The 23,625-nt window shown below is 45.2% G+C and carries 18 protein-coding genes and 6 pseudogenes; all 24 read right to left on the minus strand.

Going from position 1 to position 23,625, the window contains the following annotated elements; all coding sequences use genetic code 11:
* Window positions 1-147: 147 nt before the first annotated feature.
* Window positions 148-1,167, minus strand: coding sequence for an ABC transporter ATP-binding protein (locus Len3610_RS13495; protein ID WP_176448418.1), 1,020 nt, complete (start codon window positions 1,165-1,167; stop codon window positions 148-150).
* Window positions 1,167-2,123: a C40 family peptidase gene (locus tag Len3610_RS13500; protein ID WP_176448419.1), complete on the minus strand. Its 957-nt coding sequence runs from the start codon at window positions 2,121-2,123 to the stop codon at window positions 1,167-1,169. The genes Len3610_RS13495 and Len3610_RS13500 overlap by 1 nt, the downstream gene beginning before the upstream one ends.
* 108 nt (window positions 2,124-2,231) lie before the next feature.
* Window positions 2,232-3,167, minus strand: coding sequence for a S66 peptidase family protein (locus Len3610_RS13505; protein WP_176448420.1), 936 nt, complete (start codon window positions 3,165-3,167; stop codon window positions 2,232-2,234).
* A 415-nt stretch (window positions 3,168-3,582) separates the two neighbouring features.
* Window positions 3,583-5,241 carry a peptide ABC transporter substrate-binding protein gene (locus Len3610_RS13510; protein ID WP_176448421.1) on the minus strand — a complete coding sequence of 553 codons (1,659 nt, stop codon included), beginning with the start codon at window positions 5,239-5,241 and terminating at the stop codon, window positions 3,583-3,585.
* A gap of 23 nt (window positions 5,242-5,264) precedes the next feature.
* Window positions 5,265-6,266, minus strand: coding sequence for an ABC transporter ATP-binding protein (locus tag Len3610_RS13515; RefSeq protein ID WP_176448422.1), 1,002 nt, complete (start codon window positions 6,264-6,266; stop codon window positions 5,265-5,267).
* Window positions 6,267-6,275: 9 nt separating this feature from the next.
* The gene (locus tag Len3610_RS13520; protein WP_176448423.1) at window positions 6,276-7,232 is read right to left on the minus strand and encodes an ABC transporter permease; all 957 of its coding nucleotides are present in this window, start codon (window positions 7,230-7,232) and stop codon (window positions 6,276-6,278) included.
* Between the two features lies 1 nt (window position 7,233).
* Window positions 7,234-8,172, minus strand: a pseudogene (locus Len3610_RS13525) (ABC transporter permease).
* A 597-nt stretch (window positions 8,173-8,769) separates the two neighbouring features.
* Window positions 8,770-10,009 (minus strand): annotated as a pseudogene (locus Len3610_RS13530) (UDP-N-acetylglucosamine 1-carboxyvinyltransferase); the annotation flags it as partial.
* Between the two features lie 423 nt (window positions 10,010-10,432).
* On the minus strand, window positions 10,433-10,600 hold the full coding sequence (locus Len3610_RS13535) for a hypothetical protein (protein WP_176448424.1): 168 nt from the start codon (window positions 10,598-10,600) through the stop codon (window positions 10,433-10,435).
* Window positions 10,601-10,911: 311 nt separating this feature from the next.
* On the minus strand, window positions 10,912-11,169 hold the full coding sequence (locus tag Len3610_RS13540; RefSeq protein WP_176448425.1) for a DUF1146 family protein: 258 nt from the start codon (window positions 11,167-11,169) through the stop codon (window positions 10,912-10,914).
* A gap of 602 nt (window positions 11,170-11,771) precedes the next feature.
* The gene (locus Len3610_RS13545) at window positions 11,772-11,984 is read right to left on the minus strand and encodes a hypothetical protein (protein WP_176448426.1); all 213 of its coding nucleotides are present in this window, start codon (window positions 11,982-11,984) and stop codon (window positions 11,772-11,774) included.
* Between the two features lie 234 nt (window positions 11,985-12,218).
* Window positions 12,219-12,571 (minus strand): annotated as a pseudogene (gene atpC / locus Len3610_RS13550) (ATP synthase F1 subunit epsilon).
* 667 nt (window positions 12,572-13,238) lie between these two features.
* Entirely contained in the window at window positions 13,239-13,490 is a 252-nt protein-coding gene (locus Len3610_RS21115) for a hypothetical protein (protein ID WP_303700397.1), read from the minus strand.
* Between the two features lie 59 nt (window positions 13,491-13,549).
* A complete protein-coding gene (locus tag Len3610_RS21120; protein WP_255259625.1) occupies window positions 13,550-14,131 on the minus strand; it encodes a F0F1 ATP synthase subunit beta in 582 nt (193 codons plus the stop codon).
* 40 nt (window positions 14,132-14,171) lie between these two features.
* Complete coding sequence (gene atpG, locus Len3610_RS13560; protein WP_176448427.1) at window positions 14,172-15,041, minus strand: ATP synthase F1 subunit gamma; 870 nt, start codon at window positions 15,039-15,041, stop codon at window positions 14,172-14,174.
* Window positions 15,042-15,394: 353 nt separating this feature from the next.
* Window positions 15,395-16,907: pseudogene (atpA, locus tag Len3610_RS13565) on the minus strand (F0F1 ATP synthase subunit alpha).
* A gap of 21 nt (window positions 16,908-16,928) precedes the next feature.
* Entirely contained in the window at window positions 16,929-17,468 is a 540-nt protein-coding gene (locus Len3610_RS13570; RefSeq protein WP_176448428.1) for a F0F1 ATP synthase subunit delta, read from the minus strand.
* A complete protein-coding gene (locus Len3610_RS13575) occupies window positions 17,465-17,992 on the minus strand; it encodes a F0F1 ATP synthase subunit B (protein ID WP_176448429.1) in 528 nt (175 codons plus the stop codon). The genes Len3610_RS13570 and Len3610_RS13575 overlap by 4 nt, the downstream gene beginning before the upstream one ends.
* Before the next feature lie 180 nt (window positions 17,993-18,172).
* A pseudogene (atpE, locus tag Len3610_RS21125) lies at window positions 18,173-18,374 on the minus strand (F0F1 ATP synthase subunit C); the annotation flags it as partial.
* 42 nt (window positions 18,375-18,416) lie between these two features.
* Window positions 18,417-19,051, minus strand: a pseudogene (atpB, locus tag Len3610_RS13585) (F0F1 ATP synthase subunit A).
* Between the two features lie 116 nt (window positions 19,052-19,167).
* Window positions 19,168-19,554, minus strand: a complete 387-nt coding sequence (locus Len3610_RS13590; RefSeq protein WP_176448430.1) for an ATP synthase subunit I — start codon at window positions 19,552-19,554, stop codon at window positions 19,168-19,170.
* 412 nt (window positions 19,555-19,966) lie between these two features.
* Complete coding sequence (locus tag Len3610_RS13595; protein ID WP_176448431.1) at window positions 19,967-22,144, minus strand: S8 family serine peptidase; 2,178 nt, start codon at window positions 22,142-22,144, stop codon at window positions 19,967-19,969.
* Between the two features lie 143 nt (window positions 22,145-22,287).
* Window positions 22,288-22,656 carry a hypothetical protein gene (locus tag Len3610_RS13600; protein WP_176448432.1) on the minus strand — a complete coding sequence of 123 codons (369 nt, stop codon included), beginning with the start codon at window positions 22,654-22,656 and terminating at the stop codon, window positions 22,288-22,290.
* Between the two features lie 120 nt (window positions 22,657-22,776).
* On the minus strand, window positions 22,777-23,406 hold the full coding sequence (upp, locus tag Len3610_RS13605) for a uracil phosphoribosyltransferase (protein WP_176448433.1): 630 nt from the start codon (window positions 23,404-23,406) through the stop codon (window positions 22,777-22,779).
* Between the last annotated feature and the right edge of the window lie 219 nt (window positions 23,407-23,625).

Genomic DNA, 23,625 nt, shown 5'->3' on the forward strand with positions numbered 1-23,625 from the left:
CCAGTGTTCAGAGGCCGGATTGTAGGAAATCGGCGGGTTAAGCCGATTTCAATAGTGAAAACGTCGCCTGAAATAATGCTCTTAACTTTTAAAAAAAATCCTATCCAACTTATAGTAGACTTCCGCTTATCAAATAAAGCCTATGCATCATGACTGCACAGGCTTTTTCCCGATATTAACTTCCGGCCGATTGTTTTCGCTCGATGAACCATCGTATAAATGACAGGCAACGTAATGATCTTTTTCAACTTCCTGCCACTTCGGTTGTTTCGCAGCACACACATCCATTGCATATGGGCAGCGGGTGCGGAAAACACAGCCACTCGGCGGATCGATTGGACTCGGCAGCTCGCCCTCCAGAATAATCCGCTCCCGTGTATCCTCGATATCCGGATCAGGAATCGGGATGGCCGACATCAGTGCCTGTGTGTATGGATGGAGCGGGTTTTCGTAAAGGGAATCACTTGCTGTCAGCTCGACCATGTTCCCCAAGTACATGACACCGATCCGGTCGGAAATTTGTTTGACCATCGACAGGTCGTGCGCAATGAATAAAAAGGTCAGCCCTTTTTCCTTTTGCAGTCTTTTTAATAGATTCACGACTTGGGCCTGAACGGAAACATCCAAGGCAGAAATGGGTTCATCGGCAATGATAAAATCCGGATCCAGTGCCAGAGCACGTGCAATGCCGATTCGCTGACGCTGTCCACCGCTGAATTCGTGCGGGTAGCGATTAGCGTGATCACGGTTCAATCCCACTTCTTCCAACAGCTGAATCACCCGGTCCAGCTGCTCTTTTTTGTCCGGATAAAGTCCATGCACTTCCATTGGTTCAGCGATGACTTCCTTAACGGTTGACCGGGGGTTCAGTGAGGCATACGGATCCTGGAAAATCATTTGCATTTGGCGATAAAACTTAAACGTTTCCTTTTCGTCAAGTTCGTGTACATTTTGGCCATTATAAATGACATCCCCTGCCGTTTTATCGTAAAGTCCCATAATCGTACGGCCAACAGTCGTCTTTCCGCAGCCTGATTCCCCGACAAGTCCAAACGTTTCCCCTTTATTGACATGGAACGTGACGTCATCGACTGCTTTCAGGATCTGCCCCTTGCCCATATTAAAATATTTACGCAGCTCACTGATTTGTAATAGTTTCTCATCCATTATGAATTCCCCTCTTCTGGCTGCCAATAACGTCTGGCTGCACAAAGCTCTTTTTCATAGTTGGTTCCTTTAAGTGAAATCAGTTCAATCCCTCTTCCGGTTTGCGGTGAATGCAGCATTTTCCCATCACCATAATAGAAACCGACATGGTGGATTCTGCCTTTCCCTTCTTCATAAGCGAAGAAGATTAAATCACCAGGTGCCAGTTCATCACGCGGGATCTTGTGGCCTGCTTGCGCCTGGTCACCGGCATCACGCGGAATCTGATAACCATTTGCTTTGTGCATCGCGTAGGTGAAGCCGGAGCAATCATAGCCAAATGAACTCATACCACCCCAGAAATAATCCAGTTCCAAGTAGTGCTTGCCGGCTTCCAACAAGTCATTTCCGCACCTTTTTTCCAGTCCTTGATCTGAAGCGAAAACAGTAACGGCGTGTTTCGGTAAAAAATACAAGCCGTGCGGTGTGACAACATGGATACGATCCGTTGTTTCACGCTCGGCAGGCAGGATTGTCATATAACTCAGTTTCATGACTTGTTCGCCGTTTTCCGTTTCCAGCCAGGCATGCTGTGACGTGATGGCTGCTGATTCTTTTCGCTGCCATTTGCGTCTCGTCACTTTTTTCAGCTGGCCCCGCGGCACCCAGCCGGGATAACCCCGCTTATTCTTTACAGAGCTTTGCGTTGGGATGACAACGTGTGCCCAGTCATCCTTTATTTCAGTAATGATGACAGCTTCTCCGTATAACGTTTGTGTTTGTATACGGTTTTCATCGGACAATGCTGAAGTTGTTTCGAACGTGAGATTGTTGACCCATTCATCGATGTTTGTCGGGTTACTGATACCAGGTTGATCAATATCTCTCGGGGATGATCGTGCTGTCCAGATCGTTGCAACCTGAACCGCTGTCACCCATAGCTCCTCAGAAGATTGATCAAACGTTTGTTTAGTCATCAACTGCTCCCCCTTTTATGCTGATTAAACGAGTTATATCACGTTTTATGTACGGCTTTTATCATCGTACTTATGATACTAGGGCGCATAACGTTTACAGCCAAAGATTTATCCTATCAAGCTAACATACTTAACACCTGGTTCTATGATAAGCGATTTTTCTGCTGTATTTAGGGTGGCTTTTTCTCCCAATGGGACCGAAAAATGCGGGAAACAATGACCGATCTTGAATCCGCTCATGACCGGGCAGGCAAGATCAGCCAAATGGTCGTGAAGAACGTGTTTTAATGACAGAGACGGCTTTCCTTCCGGCGGTTCTGCCTCCGCGAAGTCCCCGATGATGATTCCTGATGCGGCATGAAGTTTTCCGGCAAGCTTCAGCTGATTGAGCATAGAATCAATCCGGTACGGCGCTTCACCGATATCCTCCAGTAAAAGCAGCTTCCCTTCCGTATTGATTTCGTATGGTGTGCCGAGTGAGCTGATCAGGAGCGACAAATTCCCGCCGATGAGCTCACCGTCAGCCTCACCGGATACTATGACGTTTAGTGGGGAAATGTCTTCTGAATAATGTAATGTCACAGGATCGAAAAGCTGCCGGAACATGTTGGCAGACAATGCATCAAAATCATCATCAGCGATATCCGAAGCAGGCATCGGGCCATGAAACGTGGTCAATCCGGTTTGCTGGCGGATGGCTGTATGTAAATAAGTAATATCACTATAGCCCCAGAATATTTTGGGGTTTTGCCTGATGAGATGATAATCGATTTGATTCGCAATCCTGGCTGTTCCGTAACCGCCACGGGCAAATATAATGGCTTTAATGGTGTTATCGGTAACCATATCATGAAAATCAGCCATCCGTTCAGCATCCGTCCCGGCCAGATAACCATACTTCAGATTAGTTGTTTTGCCCAATTTCACATGCAGCCCCATTCGTTCAAAAAATGGCACAGCGCGTTCCAACCGCCTGATATCCGACGGGCTTGCCGGTGCCATAATGCCTACTGTATCGCCTTTAGCCAAGCGTTGTGGTTTCATGTGGATCCAGTCCTTTTTAATAAGTTCTTTACCATTTTAAAAATATCGTTACACGTTTATGTATAAGAAGTGGAAGGGTGGCTGTTGTGAGCCATCCTTCCACACTTCAGATGGCCGTGATTTGCGCAATGCCACTGCTCTGCAGCGCGAAATTATGTGCTTGTTGCGCGAATTGAGACCCTTGCCGCGCGAAATCATGTGCTTGGCGCGCGAAATCGCGGCATCGTTGCGCGAAATGGGACCCTTGCCGCGCGAAATCACGGCCTCGTCGCGCGACATGAGGCTCTTGCCGCGCGAAACCCCACTTCTGTCGCGCGAATTGATCAGCCTCACACGCGATTCAGCACTTCCACCAGGCGTTCCACCATTTCTCAAAGTGGATTTCGACTGCCGCCGAAATCAATCCCTCTGCCATTTACTTGATATCCGCCCATTTCAACTCCAAGTAACCGACCGGATGCCGCACAACATCATGTACATTATCTTTATAAATATAAACCTGGTTGTAATAATGAATTGGGAAAATCGGCATTTCTTCTGCCAGCAGATTTTCCGCTTCGTACATATGCTCCCAGCGTGCTTCCTCATCTGTCTCTTGTTTAGCCTCTGCAATCAGATCATCATATTCCTCATTTGACCATCCTGTACGGTTCATGGATGAATCCGTTACAAAGCTTTCCAGGAAGTTGATTGGATCGCCATAATCAAAAATAAACGAACTCCTCGAGAATTGCAGATTCAAAGCTTTTTGATCTTCAAGGAAAACGTTCCATTCCGTATTGGCCAATTCGACATCGACACCAAGATTTTCGCTGAACATATTTTGCATGGTTTCAGCAATGGCTTTGTGCTGCTCATCCGTGTTGTATGTCAGGGTTACTGGCGGCAATTCCTCATAGCCTTCCTCTTCCATCCCCTCTTCCAGCAGCTGACTGGCATGTTCCGGGTCAAAGTTTACCAAGTCACCGTTCACATCACGGAAATCCTCTCCGGCCGGATTGGTAAAGCCTGGCGAAACAAATGCTTTCGCTGCTTCTTCTCTGTTTTTGGTAACATAATTAACAATGTCTTCCTGATTAATGGACAGGGCAAATGCTTTTCGGATTTTTTCATTTTGGAATGGTTCTTCCTCTACATTAAAGCGGTAAAAGTAAACACCTGCCTGATCTTCAATCACGACATTATCGCCATCAATCAGCTGATCAGCCATTTCTGACGGGATTTCAGTCACATCCAATTCATCGCTTTCAAACATCTGGTACTCGGTGTTGATATCGTTAACCATCACCCAATTTACTTTATCAAGGTTGACTGTATCACGATCCCAGTATTCGTCGTTTTTGGCAAAAATCATCTCCTGGTCATGTGTCCACGATTCCAGTTCAAATGGCCCATTAGCCACGAACGAATCCGCCTCTGAATGCCATTCCTCATTTTCCTCGGCAACTTCCTGGTTGACCGGGAAGAATGCCGGATTAGATACCACGTGCAGGAAGAAACCGGTTGGCGAGTTCAGCGTCACTTCAAATGTCTTTTCATCAACTGCTTCAACTGCCACATCTTCAACTGATCCATCACCGGCATTATATGCTTCCCCGCCTTCAATAAAATAGCCGAGAAATGCTGCCGATGAGCCTGTTTCCGGGTCCAGAAGCTGCTGCCATGCATAAACAAAGTCTTCAGCCGTTACAGGATCGCCATTGGACCAATTGGCATCTTCACGGAGATAGAACGTGTATGTTCGCCCATCATCTGATATATCCCAGTCTTCAGCCATGGCCGGCTGTGGCTGATCGTCCTGGCCAAGTCTGGTCAACCCTTCCATCAAATTATTCAGGACATTCCATGAAACCGTGTCAAAACCGATTGGCGGATTCAACGACGTCGGCTCTTCGCCATTATTCATGCGCAATACCTTTTCCCCGTTGTCATCACCATCCTCAGTTGCTTCTGCCTCTGAGTCTGTACCCGTATCACCCTCATCACTGCCTTCATTACCGGTTGACGTCGTACAGGCCGCCAGTACCAGTATGAAAGCGGCAAACATGAGAAACCATAACCCCTTTTTCTTCATGCTTTCTCCTCCCTTGTTATGTTTTATCGGCTGCTGGAAGCCAACAACTGTTGAGCCCGTTCATCCTGGAGCCAGCAATCCACTTTGTGTGTATCGCTAAGTTCCGACTGAATCGGGTAAACTTTATCACACACCTCCATCGCCATTGGACACCTCGCTGTAAAGGGGCATCCTTGTGGAGGTGAGAATAAATCCGGTGGTGTGCCGTCAATTGGGATAAGCTCCTCCGCTTTAATATCGAGTCTCGGCACTGACTTTAACAACCCCTTTGTATACGGATGTTCCGGCTGATAAAAGATTTCTTTGCGTGTGCCTTCCTCGATGATTTTCCCGGCATACATGACAACAATGCGATCAGCTATTTTGGCAACAACCCCAAGATCATGCGTGATCAAAATAATGGAAACGCCGGTTTGTTCCTGAATCTGTTCAAACAACTCCAGAATCTGCGCCTGAATCGTTACATCAAGCGCTGTTGTCGGCTCATCGGCAATCAGAAGTTCCGGATCACAAATCAGGGCAATCGCAATCACAATCCGCTGCCGCATTCCGCCGCTGAACTGGTGGGGGTATTGCTTGAGGCGCTCTTCCGGGTTCGGAATCCCGACCAGATCCATCATTTCCAATGCTTTTTCTTTCGCCTCAGCACGCGTTGTTCGGCGGTGCTCCAGTAAACCTTCCACCAGCTGCGTACCAATCGTCAATGTCGGATTCAGTGCTGTCATCGGATCCTGGAAAATCATCGAAATGTCAACGCCGCGTATTGATCGCATTTCTTTTTCGGAAACATTCGTGAGTGCTTTTCCCTTAAACGTAATCGTCCCGTCTGAAATTTTTCCGGGTGGATCAGGGATAAGCCGCATAATGGCATTTGCTGTGACACTTTTACCGCAGCCGGACTCACCGACAATGGCGAGTGTCTCCCCTTTATTCAAATGAAAACTGACGCCGCGCACTCCCTTGACTGTCCCGCCATACGTTGAAAAATTCACATGAAGATTTCTGACATTGAGTATTTCTTCCATCTGTCTCACCTACTCCTTGAGCCTCGGGTCGAGCGCATCCTGGAGCCCGTCACCCAGTACGTTAAATGCAAACATCGTAAATGAAATGAAGAAAGCCGGGAAAAATAACGTCCACCAATTACCGGATAAAATCGCCCCTAATGCATCGTTTGCCATTACACCCCAGCTGGCATAGGGGAACTGAATCCCCAGCCCCAGGAAGCTCAGAAACGCTTCGGCAAAAATCGCATTCGGCACGGTCAGTGTCATTTGCACGATAATCGGCCCCATTGTATTCGGGAGCAAATTTTTCCGGATAATGCGTGGTGTCCTGGTTCCAAATGATTGAGAGGCCAGTACGAATTCAAAATTTTTGATCTGGAGTACCTGCCCCCTGACAATCCTCGCCATTCCCACCCAGCCGGTGACAGACAAGGCAATGATAATTGTCATCAGGCTCGGTCCCATGACAACCAGCAGCAAAATAACAACGAGTAAATATGGCAAGCCGTACAGCACTTCAATAACGCGCATCATGAGACTATCGGTGCGGCCGCCTTTGTAACCGGCGATACCGCCATAAATAACCCCGACACTAAAATCAATGAGGGCTGCCATCAAGCCGACAAACAGTGAAATTCGGGCACCATACCACGTCCGGGTGAATACATCACGCCCCAGCGAATCGGTGCCAAACCAGTGATCGGCTGAAGGCGGGAGAAATTGATTCGGACGATTCTGGTCAACCACTGAATAGGGAGACAGCATCGGCCCAATAATTGCCAGCGTTCCTAATAAAATCAGGAAAACCAGGCCCATCATTGCCAGTTTATTTTTCTTGAGACGCTTCCATGCATCTTTCCAATAAGAAAGCGACGGACGTGACACCGTTTCAGCTGCTTTTAAATCCTTGTCTTTCCATTTGAACCAATCATCCGGTATGTCGGCAGGAGAATGAACAAATTTTGTATGATCACGTGAAGACATGTTATTCCCCTCCCTTTTTGTGCAGCTTAATTCTCGGATCAAGGAAACCATAGGCCACATCGACTAAAAACAGGATAATAATCAGAAAGGCACTATAGAAAACAGTTGTCCCCATAATGACCGGATAATCCCGCTGATTGATGCTTTCGACGAAATATCTGCCCATGCCCGGGATGCCAAATATTTGTTCAATGACAAATGTACCTGTCAATATGCCGGCAAGCAGTGTACCCATAATCGTCACGACCGGCATCAGCGCATTTTTCAGCGCATGCTTGATAATCACTTTCCATGGTTTCAATCCTTTGGCACGGGCCATTTTAATATAATCCTGTGTCAGCACTTCAAGCATTGTCGAACGTGTCAGACGCGCGATAATCGCCATCGGACCGGTTGCAAGTGCAATTGTCGGCATAATCATATGTAACGGACTCGACCATGTGGCTGCAGGAAGCAGGTCAAAATACACAGCCAACACCTGAATCAGCAATGTTGCCAGGACAAAATTTGGAATCGATATCCCCAAAACGGCGATGGTCATCGCTGTATAATCAATAATGCCATTATGTTTCAGGGCGGCAAATACGCCGAGTATAATCCCGGAGATAACAGCAACGGCAATCGTCGCAATTCCAAGTTCAAATGAAATCGGAAAACCGCGTCCGAGTAAGTCATTAACGGTTTCAGTCGGCTGCTTAATCGAAGGACCGAAATCTAAATGTAACGTTTATTTGATATTACAGTAAATATACTGAATTATGTAGGGTTCATCCAATTATAATGTGCCTTCAAGATTTGGCCTGAAACCGTCTCATTAGTCGTCCGTTCTTTCATTTAGGTGGACCCCCGGCACGGTCACCATCAGAACGAATGTCAGTGTAACAATAATCCAAAGCGTCACAACCATGATAGCGAACCGTTTTAAAATATAAAGAAGCATGCGGTCACACTCCTATACGTATACACCTCTGTTTTGAAACCGATTACATTTTCCGGCTGAAGCAAAAAGATATACTCTTAATGTTGATTAATTTTGACATTCAAGGAATTTGGGTCTGACAGTTATTTTTCGGGAACAAGTTGATAAGCATCACTTATATCAGTGAGAAAAAGGCAGTAAAATTTGGAAAAAACTTTTACCAATGAAAATTTAATGTATTTTAAATTTTATCACATTTACTGTGAAATGCAATATGGAAATAATAGGATAATACTTAAGTCCTAGGAGGTAAGGCTTCATTGAGCATTTCAATCGTCAGTTGGAGGAGATTGCATTTAAATGCTGAGATGACACAAAAAAGGTTTCCGCGCTGAATTTGTGGCGAAACCTCGTTGCGTTTACCCAGGTAAAAATCCTTGAGTCAAACAAAAAACAGATGTGTAGAACATCTGTTTTATAATAATAGCTATTCATGTTAGGATTGGGATAATTCTGCTATAACATTATCATGCGGCGTTTCGACTTGTTCGAATGGATTAACGTGATCGCCGTTTTTTCATCCACCCGTTCAATATCAGCACCCAACCTGGCCATTTATTGGCAAAATCGACGTAGCCCCCGATCAAGGTGTCTCAATTCTGTAACACGGTGGAATCCGTCGGCACTAAACCTGCCAAAAATCAGGGCAGCCCGCCGCACGTAAATCAGTTTGCTGCGACCTCTCAGCACCCTGCAGATCAGCCGGGGCCTTCCGATAATAACACTCGCCCTTTCAATTTTTCATTTTCGGCATTCATACGCCGAAATTCTTCGACGTGCATAAAACGATTTACAAACACCGTTTCGGTAATAACACTTGTGGCCATAAGCATCCAGCATAAGAGCCATCATTTGTGACTGCATATCGGTCGGAAAATCCCGGGTGCGGCAATGTTTTTTAATAATCAGTCGCAAAGTAAATTTATCAGGGCCAATGACACGAACGCCATTTTTCTTCTTCATTGATCGTAACGCCCCCATTTCTTCCAGCTTGGAAATGAACTGAACGCAAAATGCTCACTTTCGACATTTTGAATTAAGATAATTGCCGCCCCCGGAAATGGCTCCGGCCACCATGAACGTACCAGCCTCGACGCGATCCGGAATAATTTGTGTGTTCAGTACCATACAATTTTCAACACCTCAATCCGGATCGTTTCCGTGCCAGCACCTACTACTTTTTGCACCCATTTATTCCAGGAAGATTTGCCAAAAACAACTATTTCAGGTTTCTTTCGCACAGTTCTCAATAATGGTTTTACCTCTGCAGTGCTGCAGCCATCATAATATTTTCAGTGGCTCCCACACTTGGCATATCCAAATAAATCTTAGCACCATGAAGGCGTTCGGGAGCTTCAACTTCAACGTACCCGTTACCCAAACGTGTACCTGTGCCCATTGCTTCGAATCCTTAAATGCAAGTCAATCGGCCGTGGATCCAATGCGCATCCCACCTGGGCATGGCAATTGGCATCACCATACCCCGCGCTAACAATGGTCCAAGCACCCAAATACAGAAGCACGCATTTTTCGCACATATTCAAAGGGAGCCTCTGTTTGTAATTGGTTTGACGCATCGACATTGACTGTATTATTTTCAAATTGCACTTCTGCATTCATGTTCCGTAATACTTCATTAATTGTATACACATCCGCCAGCACGGGAACATCTTTAATAACGCTTTTTCCTTCGCTGCCAGCATACTGGCAGTTATGACTGGCAGAACAGCATTTTGGCTCCTTCCACTTTGACAGAGCCATTCAGTGGTTTCCCGCCTTTTACGATGATTTTTTCCATATTCTATTCCCCTTATTCGATTCACTATATTAATATTCATTAATCAGGATAGGTGTGCCCTATCGTCAGACGCGTGCTCTCTTGTGTTACCATTTTGGACCACCATTTGTATGTTCATCGGTTCATTCATTCGTATTTTTTGCTCCAACAGTGGTGTATACCCGTAACACAATCTTTTTAACGTTTGAATTTTCCACATTATCTGTTTGAGTTCGGATGTTCGTTAGTTGCAAAATTATGTTTGCATTTTTTATCAAATATAAGCACTATCTATTTTTAGCATCAAATGTTTGTTGTTAGACAAGCAAATTTTGTCGACTTATTTGTGAAGTATGTCGAATTTAATGTCGTCCACACGATTAAATAGCTGTCAGCGATCGAATCATTTCCAGTTTTTCCTTGCAATACCACAACAAGTTCTGATTATACATTGTTTTCCTCCGGAATGACAACATTATAGGATTCGGAAATACTTCCTTCTTTTTGTACGCGCTCAAAGAAATATTTTACAGCGTTTTTATCTTCTGTACGAGAGACCTTGTAACTATTTTTGTCCTGAAGTTCTTCCAAAATTTGCTCGAATCTTATCACGATTCATTTCTTCTTTATCGTCACTTCCAGGGTATCGACTTGTTATGTTTTTACCGGTTACAACAGATGCAAATAGTCAGTTCATCCGTTTGTTTTGCAAATGCTGCTGTGTTCCATGGGTCATTAATAATAAATGATAATGAATATAATGCTAGTATTTCTCACAAAAAAACCCCCTTGTTTTTTACTATATTAATAGTATAAAACAAAAGGGGCTTGTACCATTACGATAAAAATTCGGGATTTTAGATTTTAAACTTATTTTGTACACGGACAAATTTGGGTAAAGGCAGTCTTAAGGAAAATTTAAACTATCGTAAAGAAACGGCGCCTTTAAAATAGATACTATCAGATCTGTGAACCATTGTATAAAACTCAAGGAAAAAGCGGCTGACACCTGTTCCGATAACGATTGTTATGAATACAATCAGAATTCTTGCTTCGGTTTCACGCCCTTTTCTGATGAGCGCATCAATATTAATGGTTGTGATGACTCGCCATGTAATATATATAAATATTAAATGTGATATCATACTTATGATTGCTGTTACGCCAATTGAAGAAAACATAATTCCACACCTTTATCTGTTATCAAAAATCGCTTGACTCATATCATTGTTACTTTGCCACGTAAATCAAGCTGATGTCAATTAATTGCACAGCTGCAATAAGGATTTCCGAATCGACTTTTTCTTTTTTATGCCCGGGAAAATATCGACAGAAAATATTTGTGCTTTTCGTTGGTTTTTTGCCGTGTTTCTGTGATTTATTTCGCTAGTGTAGCGGTCTAAATTTGATATTCCTGTTCCCGGCAGGTATGTCGCATTCAGGATTTTGGGACAAATTGAAGTTATGCGGCTATGCCAGGGTTCGAGGTCAGTTGCGTTTTCAACATCCATGTTTGGAGATTCGAGCCCATGTTGCGTTTTCCGGCCCATTTTTGCGATTGCGCCCATATTTGCGTTTCCGGCCCATATTTTGCGATCTCGAGCCCCATTGCGTTTTCGGCCCATATTTGCGAATTCACGACCATGTTGCGATCTCGAGCCCATTTTGCTTACGCCATTTTTGCGATCTCGAGCCCATGTTTGAAATTCCGAGCCATGTTTTGATTTCCCGCCCATGTTTGCATCTTCCGCGCCCATATTTGCGTTTTCCGGCCCTTTGCGAATCACGCCCAATATTTGCGATCCGAGCCCATTTTGAATTCGAGCCCATTTTGTGAATTTCCCGCCCATGTTTGCATCTCGGCCATATTTGCGTTTTTCCGGCCCATATTTGCGAATTCACCGCCCATATTTGCGATCTCGAGCCCATGTTTTGTAAATTCGAGCCCATGTTTCTGTTCACCCTGACATACGTATGTCCACAGCTCCCAGTTCACTGTCGTCTATGCAGCTGCAAACGTAAAAAAATCCTTATAAACAAAAACTGTTATAAGAGATTTTTTTACAATCCCCATGGCAATAGGCAATAAAATCCGCCAGAATACGGCGAATAACTGTCCCTAAATGTCCGATTCGGCTCAACTAAACAATTCAGCGGGCAAAGCCGCCCGCTGATTGAAGTTTCGCTTTACCTGGCGACATTCCAGTCGATTCATTGCTCGTTGGAAGTGCTAGTTTCTGCCCCGTTTGAAGTCGATTATCATCCTGTTTGGACTGGAGGCGTCTTTCGGCACGATTTTTTGCTTCTTCCCGCCCGTTGAACGTCGATTGAAGTTGGAGTTTCTGCCGATTGGGCAAGAATTTGTCACTTTTTTCCGGACGTACCTCCAAGAAACCCCGCCCATGACCTGCCAAATTTTCGTATTATTATTCATCCTTTAAACGGACTGAGCTGATTGTAATGGTGCAACCATCGGAATATGACCAGGCAAAACACGAGTTCGCCGTTTTCGGCTTTACAGCTGACCATATCAAACTTGTCTTCCAATACTGGACCATCAGGAGTAACAACACTCCCAGTCAGTGTTTCTCAATTGTAACCCCTCCTAAGAGACAGGTAAATAGCTGGATGGAACGCTGCAGCACACCGTTCGCTATTTTTACGATATACGCGTGATTGCTGAGCCTTCATCCAGTATTATGTCTGTAATTATTATTCCATATTTTTTTCCTTTTTTCCACGACTTCTTCAATAACGGGCCCACCAAACGGAAGGCGTCTTCGGAAGATCAATCCATGTTTTCCAATCCAGAATTTTCCCTGAAGCCTTTTACTGTTTTCACTTGCTGGTACAATAGACCTGGCTGGCCGGGTAAATTGCTCAGCAACGTGGAAAGTTTTGTGATAAGAAAATTGATTACGGCGAGCGCGGGGAAACCGTTAAATTTATCCTCATCAGAAAGCTCATCCATACCAAGGAATAGCGATAATGTCCTGTAAGCTCTTTAATACTTTCTGAAGTGTTTGGCCTGAACCTCACGCGCCACCTCGTATGGTCTTCCCCGACTACTTCAGGATCAGCGCACGGGATGTTGAAGCCAATGGATCCACTGCCGGATAAATCCCTTGTTCGGACAATCCACGGTCAAGGTTGGTCCGTTGCATCCAGTGAAGCAAATGTCGTTGCCGGTGCGGGTTCAGTATAGTCGTCGGCAGGCACGTAAATCGCCTGGGATTGACGTTATGAACCTTTATCCGTTGTGGTAAATGCGCTCCTGCAGCTGTCCCATTTCCGTTGCCAGTGTCGGCTGATAACCAACGGCAGACGGCATACGGCCAAGCAATGCGGAAACCTCCATACCTGCCTGGGTGAAACGGAAAATGTTATCAATAAAAACAGAACGTCCTGTCCCCCTGCTCATCACGGAAGTATTCAGCCATAAGTCAAGCCTGGTCACGCCGACACGCATACGGGCACCCGGCGTTCGTTCATCTGTCCGAATACCATGGGCCGTCCTGCTTAAAAACCACGGACTCTTTTCATCCTCATAGTAAAAGGTCGTTACCTTCCTTCACGCGTCCGCTCACCAACACCGGCAAACACGGAAATACCACCATGTTCCTGGGCAACGTTGTTGATCAGTTCCTGAATCAGAACGGTTTTACCAACACCGGCACCTCCGAACAGGCCGATTTTTCCACCTCGTGTATACGGCGCTAATAGGTCAACAACCTTAATTCCGGTCTCCAGAATTTCAGTATCTGTTGTCAGGTTTTCAAATTTAGGCGGTTCACGGTGAATGGGGTCCCGTCTTACATCCGCCGGCACCGGATCCTCAAGGTCGATATGATCACCAAGAACATTGAAAACCCTGCTCAGTGTCACATCCCCAACCGGTACTGCAATTGGTGCACCTGTATCTTCAATTGCCATATTACGTTTCAAACCATCTGTGGAGTCCATGGCAATTGTACGAACTGCATTATCCCCAAGGTGAAGCGCTACTTCAAGTGTCAGGTTAATATCCGCATCATCTTCACCGGGCCGGACAACTAATGCATTATTAATATCAGGGAGCTGGCCTTCATCAAATTTAACGTCGACTACAGGTCCCATGACTTGTGTTATGTGTCCTTTGCTCATTAGTTTTCCCTCCTATCCTACTATCGAACGCCTCAAAGAGCTACTCAAGTGCAGCTACACCGCCAATGATCTCAGTGATTTCCTGTGTGATAGCTGCTTGGCGGGCACGGTTATACGATAATGTCAAGTCATCAATAAGTTCGTTCGCATTATCCGTAGCACTGCGCATAGCTGTCATCCGTGCAGCATGTTCACTCGCCTTTCCATCCAGTAAAGCGCCATAGATTAAACTTTCCGCGTATTGTGGCAAAAGCACTTCAAGAATCTGCTTTTGATTTGGTTCGTACTCATACTCACTGGTATCGTTATTTGCCTGTTCATCCATGTTGACCAGCGGAAGTAACTGTTTCGATGTCACTACTTGAGAAATGGCACTTACGTAATGGTTATAATAAATGGTCAGTTCATCAATTTCTTCATCAACAAACATCTGAACCGTTTCAGATGCCAGTTCTTTGATATCGTTAAAATTCGGCTGATCCGCCATTCCCAATACGCTTTTGACTACCGGCATGCCACGTTTTTGGAAAAATTCATAGCCGACACGGCCAACGACAATAATCATGTATTCCTCTGTTGACTGATGATTCTCTTGAATCGTTTCATACAGTTTTTTGAGGACAGAACTATTATAGGCGCCAGCCAAACCCTGGTCGGACGTGATGACAAAGTAGCCGGTTTTTTTCACTTCACGTTCCTGCAACATTGGGTGAACATCATCCATATCGATATTACTATTTGCAATACTGGCAACCACTTCCTGCATTTTTTCGCTGTAAGGCACAAATGATTTGGCATTTTCTTCTGCTCTGCTCATTTTAGAAGCGGAGACCATTTCCATTGCTTTCGTAATTTGTTTCGTTTTGGTTGTCGAATCAATCCGTTTTTGAATATCTCTAAGTGATGCCAAGCTTTTCACCACCCTTCCTTTCAGAGGTCGGAGGTTAGAAGTCAGAGGCCGGCAGACGTAACCGGATCCTCTTTATCCAAACTCTTTTGTATAGATGTTCAAAAAGTCCGGTGAAAATGACACATCATACAGGGGATCTTCTGTGCCTGCGATTACTCGGCACAAAAAAGATTGCTAAAACCGCCCACGTCCTGTGGCGGGCGCAGAAGTCACCACCTCCTGTGGAAGCTCGTTGGCTTGTTTTTGCGCTACTCATGTATCTAAATCCATACATTCGTTGCTCAAAACTGCGCCGCCTCGAACTTCTCGGTCCTTTTCATCCTCCTTTTTGAACACGCACTTATAGCTAATCATTATTGGTCACTTGGCAAGAAGGTTTTCTTGAATGCTTCGACTGCTTCTTTCATATCGTCATCCTCGGCTAATTTGCCGGTTTCACGAATGGTAGAAAGCAGCTCTTTCCGGTTTTCATCAAGCCAGATATGGAACTCGGACTCAAAACGTGTGATATCTTCAACCGGAATATCATCCAGAAGACCTTTTGTCAGGGCATAAATAATCATAACCTGTTTTTCGACAGCCAGTGGTTTATGCAATCCCTGCTTCAGAATTTCCACTGTACGTGCACCGCGATCAAGTTTAGCCTGGGTTGATTTGTCCAGGTCGGAACCGAATTGTGCAAAAGATTCCAATTCACGATACGATGCCAAATCAAGCCGCAATGTTCCGGCTACTTTCTTCATCGCTTTCAATTGGGCCGAACCACCGACACGTGATACGGAGAGACCGGCATTAATGGCTGGTCTGACACCTGAGGCAAACATGTCGGATTGCAGGAAGATTTGTCCGTCAGTAATTGAGATAACGTTCGTTGGGATATAGGCACCGATATCGCCTGCCTGTGTTTCAACAAACGGCAGTGCAGTCAGTGAGCCGCCACCTTTTTCATCATTCAGTTTTGCAGCACGTTCCAACAGACGTGAGTGCAAGTAGAAAACATCACCCGGGAATGCTTCACGGCCTGGCGGGCGGCGAAGCAACAAGGAAAGTTCACGGTATGCTGCTGCCTGCTTGGTTAAGTCGTCAAACACAACAAGCACATGTTTACCGTTGTACATGAATTCTTCACCCATCGATACACCTGCATATGGCGCCATGTAAAGAAGCGGTGCAGGTTCTGACGCGCCCGCAGATACAACAATGGTATTATCCAATGCGCCATAACGGCGGAACGTTTCAACCGTGCTCCTTACTGTTGATTCTTTTTGACCAATGGCTACATAAATACAAATCATATCCTGGTCTTTTTGGTTGAGGATCGTATCAACCGCGACAGTCGTTTTACCGGTCTGACGGGTCACCGATAATCAATTCACGCTGTCCGCGTCCAATCGGTACAAGTGCGTCAATTGCTTTAATCCCTGTCTGCAGGGGTTCATTAACTTCCTGCCGATCCATAATGGAAGGAGCAGGTGGCTCAATCGGCCGCACTTTTGTTGTTTCAACCGGACCTTTCCCGTCAATCGCCTGTCCCAATGGGTTAACGACACGTCCGAGCAGCTCCTCCCCTACAGGTACTTGCATAACCCGGCCTGTGCGGCGAACTTCATCGCCTTCGTTAATATCCGAAAATGGGCCCATGATGGTGATACCGACATTTCCTTCTTCAAGGTTTTGAGCCATACCCATGACACCGTTTGAGAACTCAAGAAGTTCACCGGACATCGCATCATCAAGCCCATGTGCACGTGCGATACCGTCACCGACTTCAATAACAGTGCCGACATCATTGACTTCAATTTCCGAGTCAAAATTCTCGATTTGCTGTTTGATCAGCGAACTGATTTCTTCAGCTTTAATGCTCATACCATTTCACCCCTATCGTCATTAGTCTGCTGTGACAACATTCCGCTCAATTCGTCTTAATTTGGCACTAATGGTTCCATCATAAATGGTGTTGCCGATTTGCAGTTTAATGCCACCAAGCACTGATGGATCCACAATCGTTTGAATCTTAACGGCCTGTTTATTAAAACGCTTTGCAAATGTCTCTTCAAGCTGTTTTCTTTCGTCATCCGACAATTCCCGAACTGAATATACTTTAGCTTCTGCAATTCCTTTCACATCATTTACCATCCGGGTAAAATGGTCAGTAATGGACGGCACGAGGCCAATGCGGTCACGGGTTATCAATAATTTCATCGTGTTTATCACATCATTCGAAAACCCTTGAAATACCTCGTCAATAAATGCTTTTTTCCTGTCATTATTAACACGCGGATGTTCCAGGAATGGTGCAAGCTGTTCATTTTCATCAAAAATCGATTTCAGGACATGAAACTCGCTGGCCAATTGCTCTAATATTCCTTTTTCGTCTCCGAGTTGGAAAAGAGCCTCTGCATAGCGATTGGCAACTACTTCACTCATTGCTCTTCTCCTACCTCTTTAATATATTCGTTAATCAGCTCTTCCTGATCCTGTTCACTGATTTCTTTTTCAATTACTTTACTGGCAATTAATACAGATAATGAAGCGACTTTGTCCTGAAGTGTCTGAATCGCTTTTTCTTTTTCATTTTCGATTTCTTCCTGTGCTGATTCCTTGATGCGATCTGCCTCTTGACGAGCGGATGCGATAATATCCTTCTCCTGTTTCTGGCCGGCATTTCTCGCATCTTCAATAATCTTCTGTGCTTCCTGTTTTGTCTGCTTCAGTTGTTCATTTGCCTCTGTCCGTGCCTTTTCAGCCTCCGCACGGTCCTGTTCAGCAGCTTCAATTTCGCCGGCGACATGCTCTTCACGTTTCTGCATGACGTTCAAGAGCGGTCCCCAGGCAAACTTTTTCAGTAACCATAGCAGTAACAGGAAGAAAAATAACTGGGTAAGCATGTCCCCAACCTGCAGTCCGCCAACGCTGGCTGCAATGACTGGAACACCAATAGATGAATGCACAGTACTCACTCCTTTCACAATACGTCGGGTTGGTTATATTCACAATGAATCATTTAAACGGTCATTGAATGTCACTTTTTTGCTGGTACTTGAAAAGGTTGGCTTTGAAAACATAAAGGATGGCGACAATCCGGGCTTCACCGGACTTCGCCATAACCATATGTCAATGCTCATTAATATAACCATAAAATGCGATAACAGCTGCGATAATTGGATCGCTTCAACTACCGCAACCCCGATAAACATTGTCATTTGAAGAGGGCCGCGCAATTCCGGCTGACGTGCAATCCCTTCTACTGTACGACTGACAATCATACCGTACCAAACTCGCTCCTCCTAAAGCGGCTAAACCGATTGCAATTGCTCCTGCTAAAGCTTCCATTGAAATTTCCTCCTTTTATTAGTAAAGCTGGTTTGTTTTTAATTAATGGTCTGTGCTCACTTTTTGAGACATGTATACCATTGTTAAAATAGTGAAAATAAAGGCCTGTATAGCGCCAATGAATAAACTGAATCCCTGCCATGCCATTAGTGGAACACCTGATCCAATAAAGGCAAAAGCGCCTCCGGATGTAGCCATCGACACGATTAATCCCAGTAAAATTTCGCCTGCATAAATGTTCCCAAACAGACGCAACACCAACGTTATCGTTTGGTAAACTCTCAAAGATATTAAAGGTAATAAGAACGGCATCGGACGCAAATAACTTTACCATATTCCTTGACCCCTTGACCTATACCGTAAAAATGGGTTAAAATAACAACCATCGCTGCAAGGTTAAGGTGATTCCGGCATCGCAGTTGTGATTTCCACCATAAATCATGCCGACAACCCCATTGTTGCGACACGAGGATTACTACAAATATGTAAGAAATTAGTGTGAGTCCCAGAGGCAGAAACACCTTGCCTGTTTTCCAGTCCATCGTGTCGCCGATCATACCTTTCACAAAGTCGATTAACCACTCCATGAAGTTTTGTACGCCTGTCGGTTTCATTTGCAGTTTGCGACTTCCAACAACACCAATGATAAAGACAATTAAAGATGCAACGGCTATCATTAGCACGTTCGATAGGTTGAAATCCAGCCAGGATATTCCAAACACATCATGAACGATTGGTGCTTCATGATTCAATTTCTTCACCTCTTTCTATGCTTGACTTTCAGGAAAATACCTTATTCTAGCTGTTTTCCTTTTGCGGTGAAGGTTCGGATTCCAAACTCCAGCATCATAATACAATAGGATGTTCCCAACCCGGCGACAACAGCGAGAATATGGAAATATTCCTCAAAACGCGATGCAATGACAATAGCTAGTCCCACTGCAGCTAAACGCGAAAAGGTTCCGATTCCGTAAACTGATTTTCCTTCAGCTACAGCCTCACCGAGTAGTCTGATTTTTCGCTGCAAAATCCACATATTAAAAAAGCTGGCTGAACTTCCGAGCAATAGACCGAGGAAAATCGTTGGGTATGAGGAGAATCCTGCTCCCAATACCAAGAGTGCAAGAAGGTACAACATCCACTTACGCTGACGTATTACCATTTGATTATAATGTGACATCGTTCACACTTCCCCCAATAGAGGATGCCCAAAATTTTGAACATATTTTATTTTCTGAGTAGTGAGCATCGTCACGCCATATGTCGCGTTAAAAGGATATGATTAACACAGCATAAATACGTTGCACCTATCATGACTGAATTTGGTGAAACCATTACCATTCCACACTAAGCTAGTGTACATTAGCCGCTATCTATTGTCAATTAGAATCGGGTCAAAAAACACGGCTGCCATGATAAGGGTTTATGCATCGTCAATGGGCTGGTTCCGACATGATTTAAGCACATCCTGATTACTTATTATATAGGAAAAAAGCCACTTTTGTTGTGAACATTATTTGACAATCTATTCCTTTTTTTGATATATATCTGAAATGTTTTTAGAGGGTCTCAGCCAATATGCCGTGCTGTCCTTATGATTGCTCCTCAATATAAATTCCGGTCTGATAGCTTTCCATTTCGCCGGTTTCGAGTTTAACATTGATAACAGCCAGATACTGCCCCGGTTTCCCAAGCTCCGATTGATCAATCTGACCCTTATTCAAACCTACCTGCAGATCATCCGATGTCAGCAGTGTCCGTTCATATACAAGCGTTTGCGGGTGATATAACATAACATCAATGCTCTCAGCCGGATCGGTCAAATAAAGCTGGTAAGCATATGTGTCATCAGAAAATGGCTTCAATGTGAAGTCAAATCCCATTGCTTTCGGGTGGTCGGCTGTTTGATTAACAAAAAGGTAAGGAAGCTGATATTTCTCATCCTGCTGGTTCAATGTCAGCCAGCCTTGATGAATACCTTTATCGATTTGATTTCCATTAACCTTCAACTCGATAGGAACGGTCGTTGTTTCTCCCTTCTCCAGTGTGAAACTTAACGGCAGATCCCAGGTCAGCCCTTTTTCTTTGTCCGGTATGGAAAATCTATACGTCTGTGGCTCATCGGATTTATTTTCAATTTTTATATCCATTGTTTTCGTTTTCTGATTTCCGCCGATTTTGCCGAATGATAATAATGGGTCTTCAATGACCGTTGTACTATTGATGGCTTTTTCCGGCTGAATGTTGCCGGCACCCTGTATTATCGGTTCATAGAATTCTGAACCACCATCCCGGACTCTTGTTGCTGTCGTTTTTAACGCACCGGTCAACTCGCTGGCTGTCCAATCGGGATGAGCTTCCATTAAAAGGGCCATCGCTCCGGTAACTTGTGGAGCTGCCATGCTCGTACCCTGCAGCTCCTGATAGCCACCGGGAATCGTGCTTAAGATGTTTGTACCAGGTGCGCTGACGTCCGGTTTCAAATCCCAGTTCACGGTAACAGGCCCCCTGGAACTGAAATCAGCCATCGTTTGTTCGGTCGTTTCATATTCTGTTTCAAGGTAAAGATTGTTATCTTGACCATTTTGCATGAGCCATTCACCATCTTCCCGAGCGATTGACGCAACAGGTATCTCAATGGAATCTTGTGTATCAGACATCATACCCTGAAAGTGGCCCGGTTCATTATTGTATATGACAGCGGCAACTGCACCTGCTTCCTGTGCCTTGAGAGCCATCTCGGAAAAAGGCATTTCACCGCGTTCCATCAGGGCAATCTTCCCTTGAGCGTTCTGCCCGTTAAAAACGTCCACGTCATAGCTTTTGCCCAGTTTCCATGGCTTCGATCCTCCCATTTCGATCAGAGGAATATGTTTGTCCTGCAGCGATTCCACTAAATATGGAACGGTCAGCGGATTTGACGTCGCACCGACAGAAAGGGCATTGGCCGCTGTTGCCGGCGAACCGACTGTCCAATTTTCCGGACCGGCATTGCCATTTGCTATGACTACAGGCACACCAAGATCCACAGCCCGATCAACTGCAACACTGGTCGGGAAATCCGGGCCATTCACAGCATTTCCCAACGACAGATTGATAATATCGGCACCATCGTCAACCGCCTGTTCCAATGCAGCAATCACTTGGACGGACGTACCCATACCACCCGGACCCAGTGCACGATAAGCATGAATGTCGGCATCCGGAGCAACTCCCTGCAACTCACCGTCTGCAGCTATGATGCCTGCAACATGAGTGCCATGCATCGTTGGCATTCCTTCTGAAGCTTTTGTTTCCATTGGATCGTCATCAAGATCTACCAAATCGTAACCACCGGCAAAATTTCCAGCGAGGTCCGGGTGGTCGTAATCAATTCCCGTATCAATCACCGCAACCTGAACACCTTCTCCTGTGTAGGACGTCCGATTCAGAGCTGACGGCATCACGCTATTTTCAGTTTCCTCCAGGGCCTCCAGCTGTGTTTCATAAGTGGTGACGGGATGAACGGCCTGGATGAAGTCAAGTGATTCTATTTGTTCAAATTGCCTCGGATCTGCTTTCAAGGCCAGACCATTGAATAATGTTTCATATGAAGCAATCACGTCGATCTGGGGATGATATGTTTCAAGATACATTTTATGTTCTTCCGGATTTCCATCGACTTCAATGATGATGGACGCTTCTTCTGTATTATCGGTCATTGCTGTAACGGATGCCGGGAAGAGCGATATGGTAATGGTAATTGTGAGGAGCATTAAGAAACGATGCATGAATGAGACTCCTTTTCATGTTGATATATAGAGGTAGTATTTGAAACAGAAAGGGTTAACATACATTTGGTGCCTGCATATACGTTATGAAAAATGTTGGCTTCGTCTGTCGATGGTTCGGGGACCAATTTTCCTGTTTGTGATCAGACGTTCTCCGTGCTCGCGCCCATAAGGCCCATGTTTCGGTTCTCGCGCCCATGTTTCGGTTTTCCAGCCCATGTTTTAGCTTTCCAGCCCATGTTTCGGCTTTCCCGGCCCATGTTTCGGCTTTTCAGCCCATGTTTCGGCTTTCCGGCCCATGTTTCGGTTTTCCCGGCCCATGTTTCGGCTTTCCAGCCCATGTTTCGGCTTTCCGGCCCATGTTTCGGTTTTCCGGCCCATGTTTTAGCTTTCCAGCCCATGTTTCGGCTTTCCAGCCCATGTTTTGGTTTTTCGGCACATGTTTTAGCTTTCCAGCCCATATTTTGTTTTCCAGCCCATGTTTCGGTTTTCCAGCCCATGTTTTCTCGCACGCGCTCATGTTTCCCGTCTAGTGCCCATATCCTCAGCCTTACATACTTGCCTGAACACAACAGAGGATCCGGCTCATCGCCGGATCCTCCTTTTTCTGTTTATTTAAAGTCTCACTTGAATTATTTCGTCCCATATAACCGGTCACCGGCATCACCAAGCCCGGGAATAATATAGCCGTGGTCACTCAACTTTTCATCAAGAGCACCAAGAAAAATATCAACATCAGGATGATCGTTTTGAATGACCTCCACGCCTTCTGGTGCTGCAACCAGGCACATCAGGCGTATTTGCTTTGCTCCGCGTTTTTTCAAGGAGTGGATGGCATCATTGGCCGATCCGCCCGTTGCCAGCATTGGATCAATAACAATCAATTCACGTTCTTCAATGTCAGAAGGCAGTTTAATGTAATATTCATGCGGTTTCAGGGTTTCCGGATCACGATATAAACCGACATGTCCGACGCGGGCAGCCGGAATCAATTTCAGCATCCCATCGACCATGCCAAGCCCGGCGCGCAGAATTGGTATCAGTCCGATTTTTTTGCCGGCAAGCACCTGTGCTTGGGCTTCCATTACCGGGGTTTCAACCGTTTTTTCCTGCAATGGCAAATTACGTGTGATTTCAAACGCCATCAGCATGGCAACCTCATCAACCAGTTCGCGGAATTCTTTTGTTCCGGTATGTTTGTCGCGTATGTACGTCAATTTGTGTTGAATTAACGGATGATCCAGTACGTGTACATTTCCCATTTCACCGATCACTCCTTAATATTATTGGCATCCTTCAAATTGTACTGAAAAATGGACATGCTTGCAAGTACGATTGAAAGTTGAAAAAAATATGTAATGTAAGCACAGGATTGATCTGATTCTCAAGTCTTGCAATCTTAGACGATGATTTTTGGCCGCTGCCAAAAATCGCCCCCCTTCTGAATTCCGGTACTATTGTTGCGCAAAATCATGTGCTGG

This window comes from Lentibacillus sp. CBA3610 (assembly GCF_013373365.1).
Classification (GTDB): Bacteria; Bacillota; Bacilli; order Bacillales; family Amphibacillaceae; genus Lentibacillus.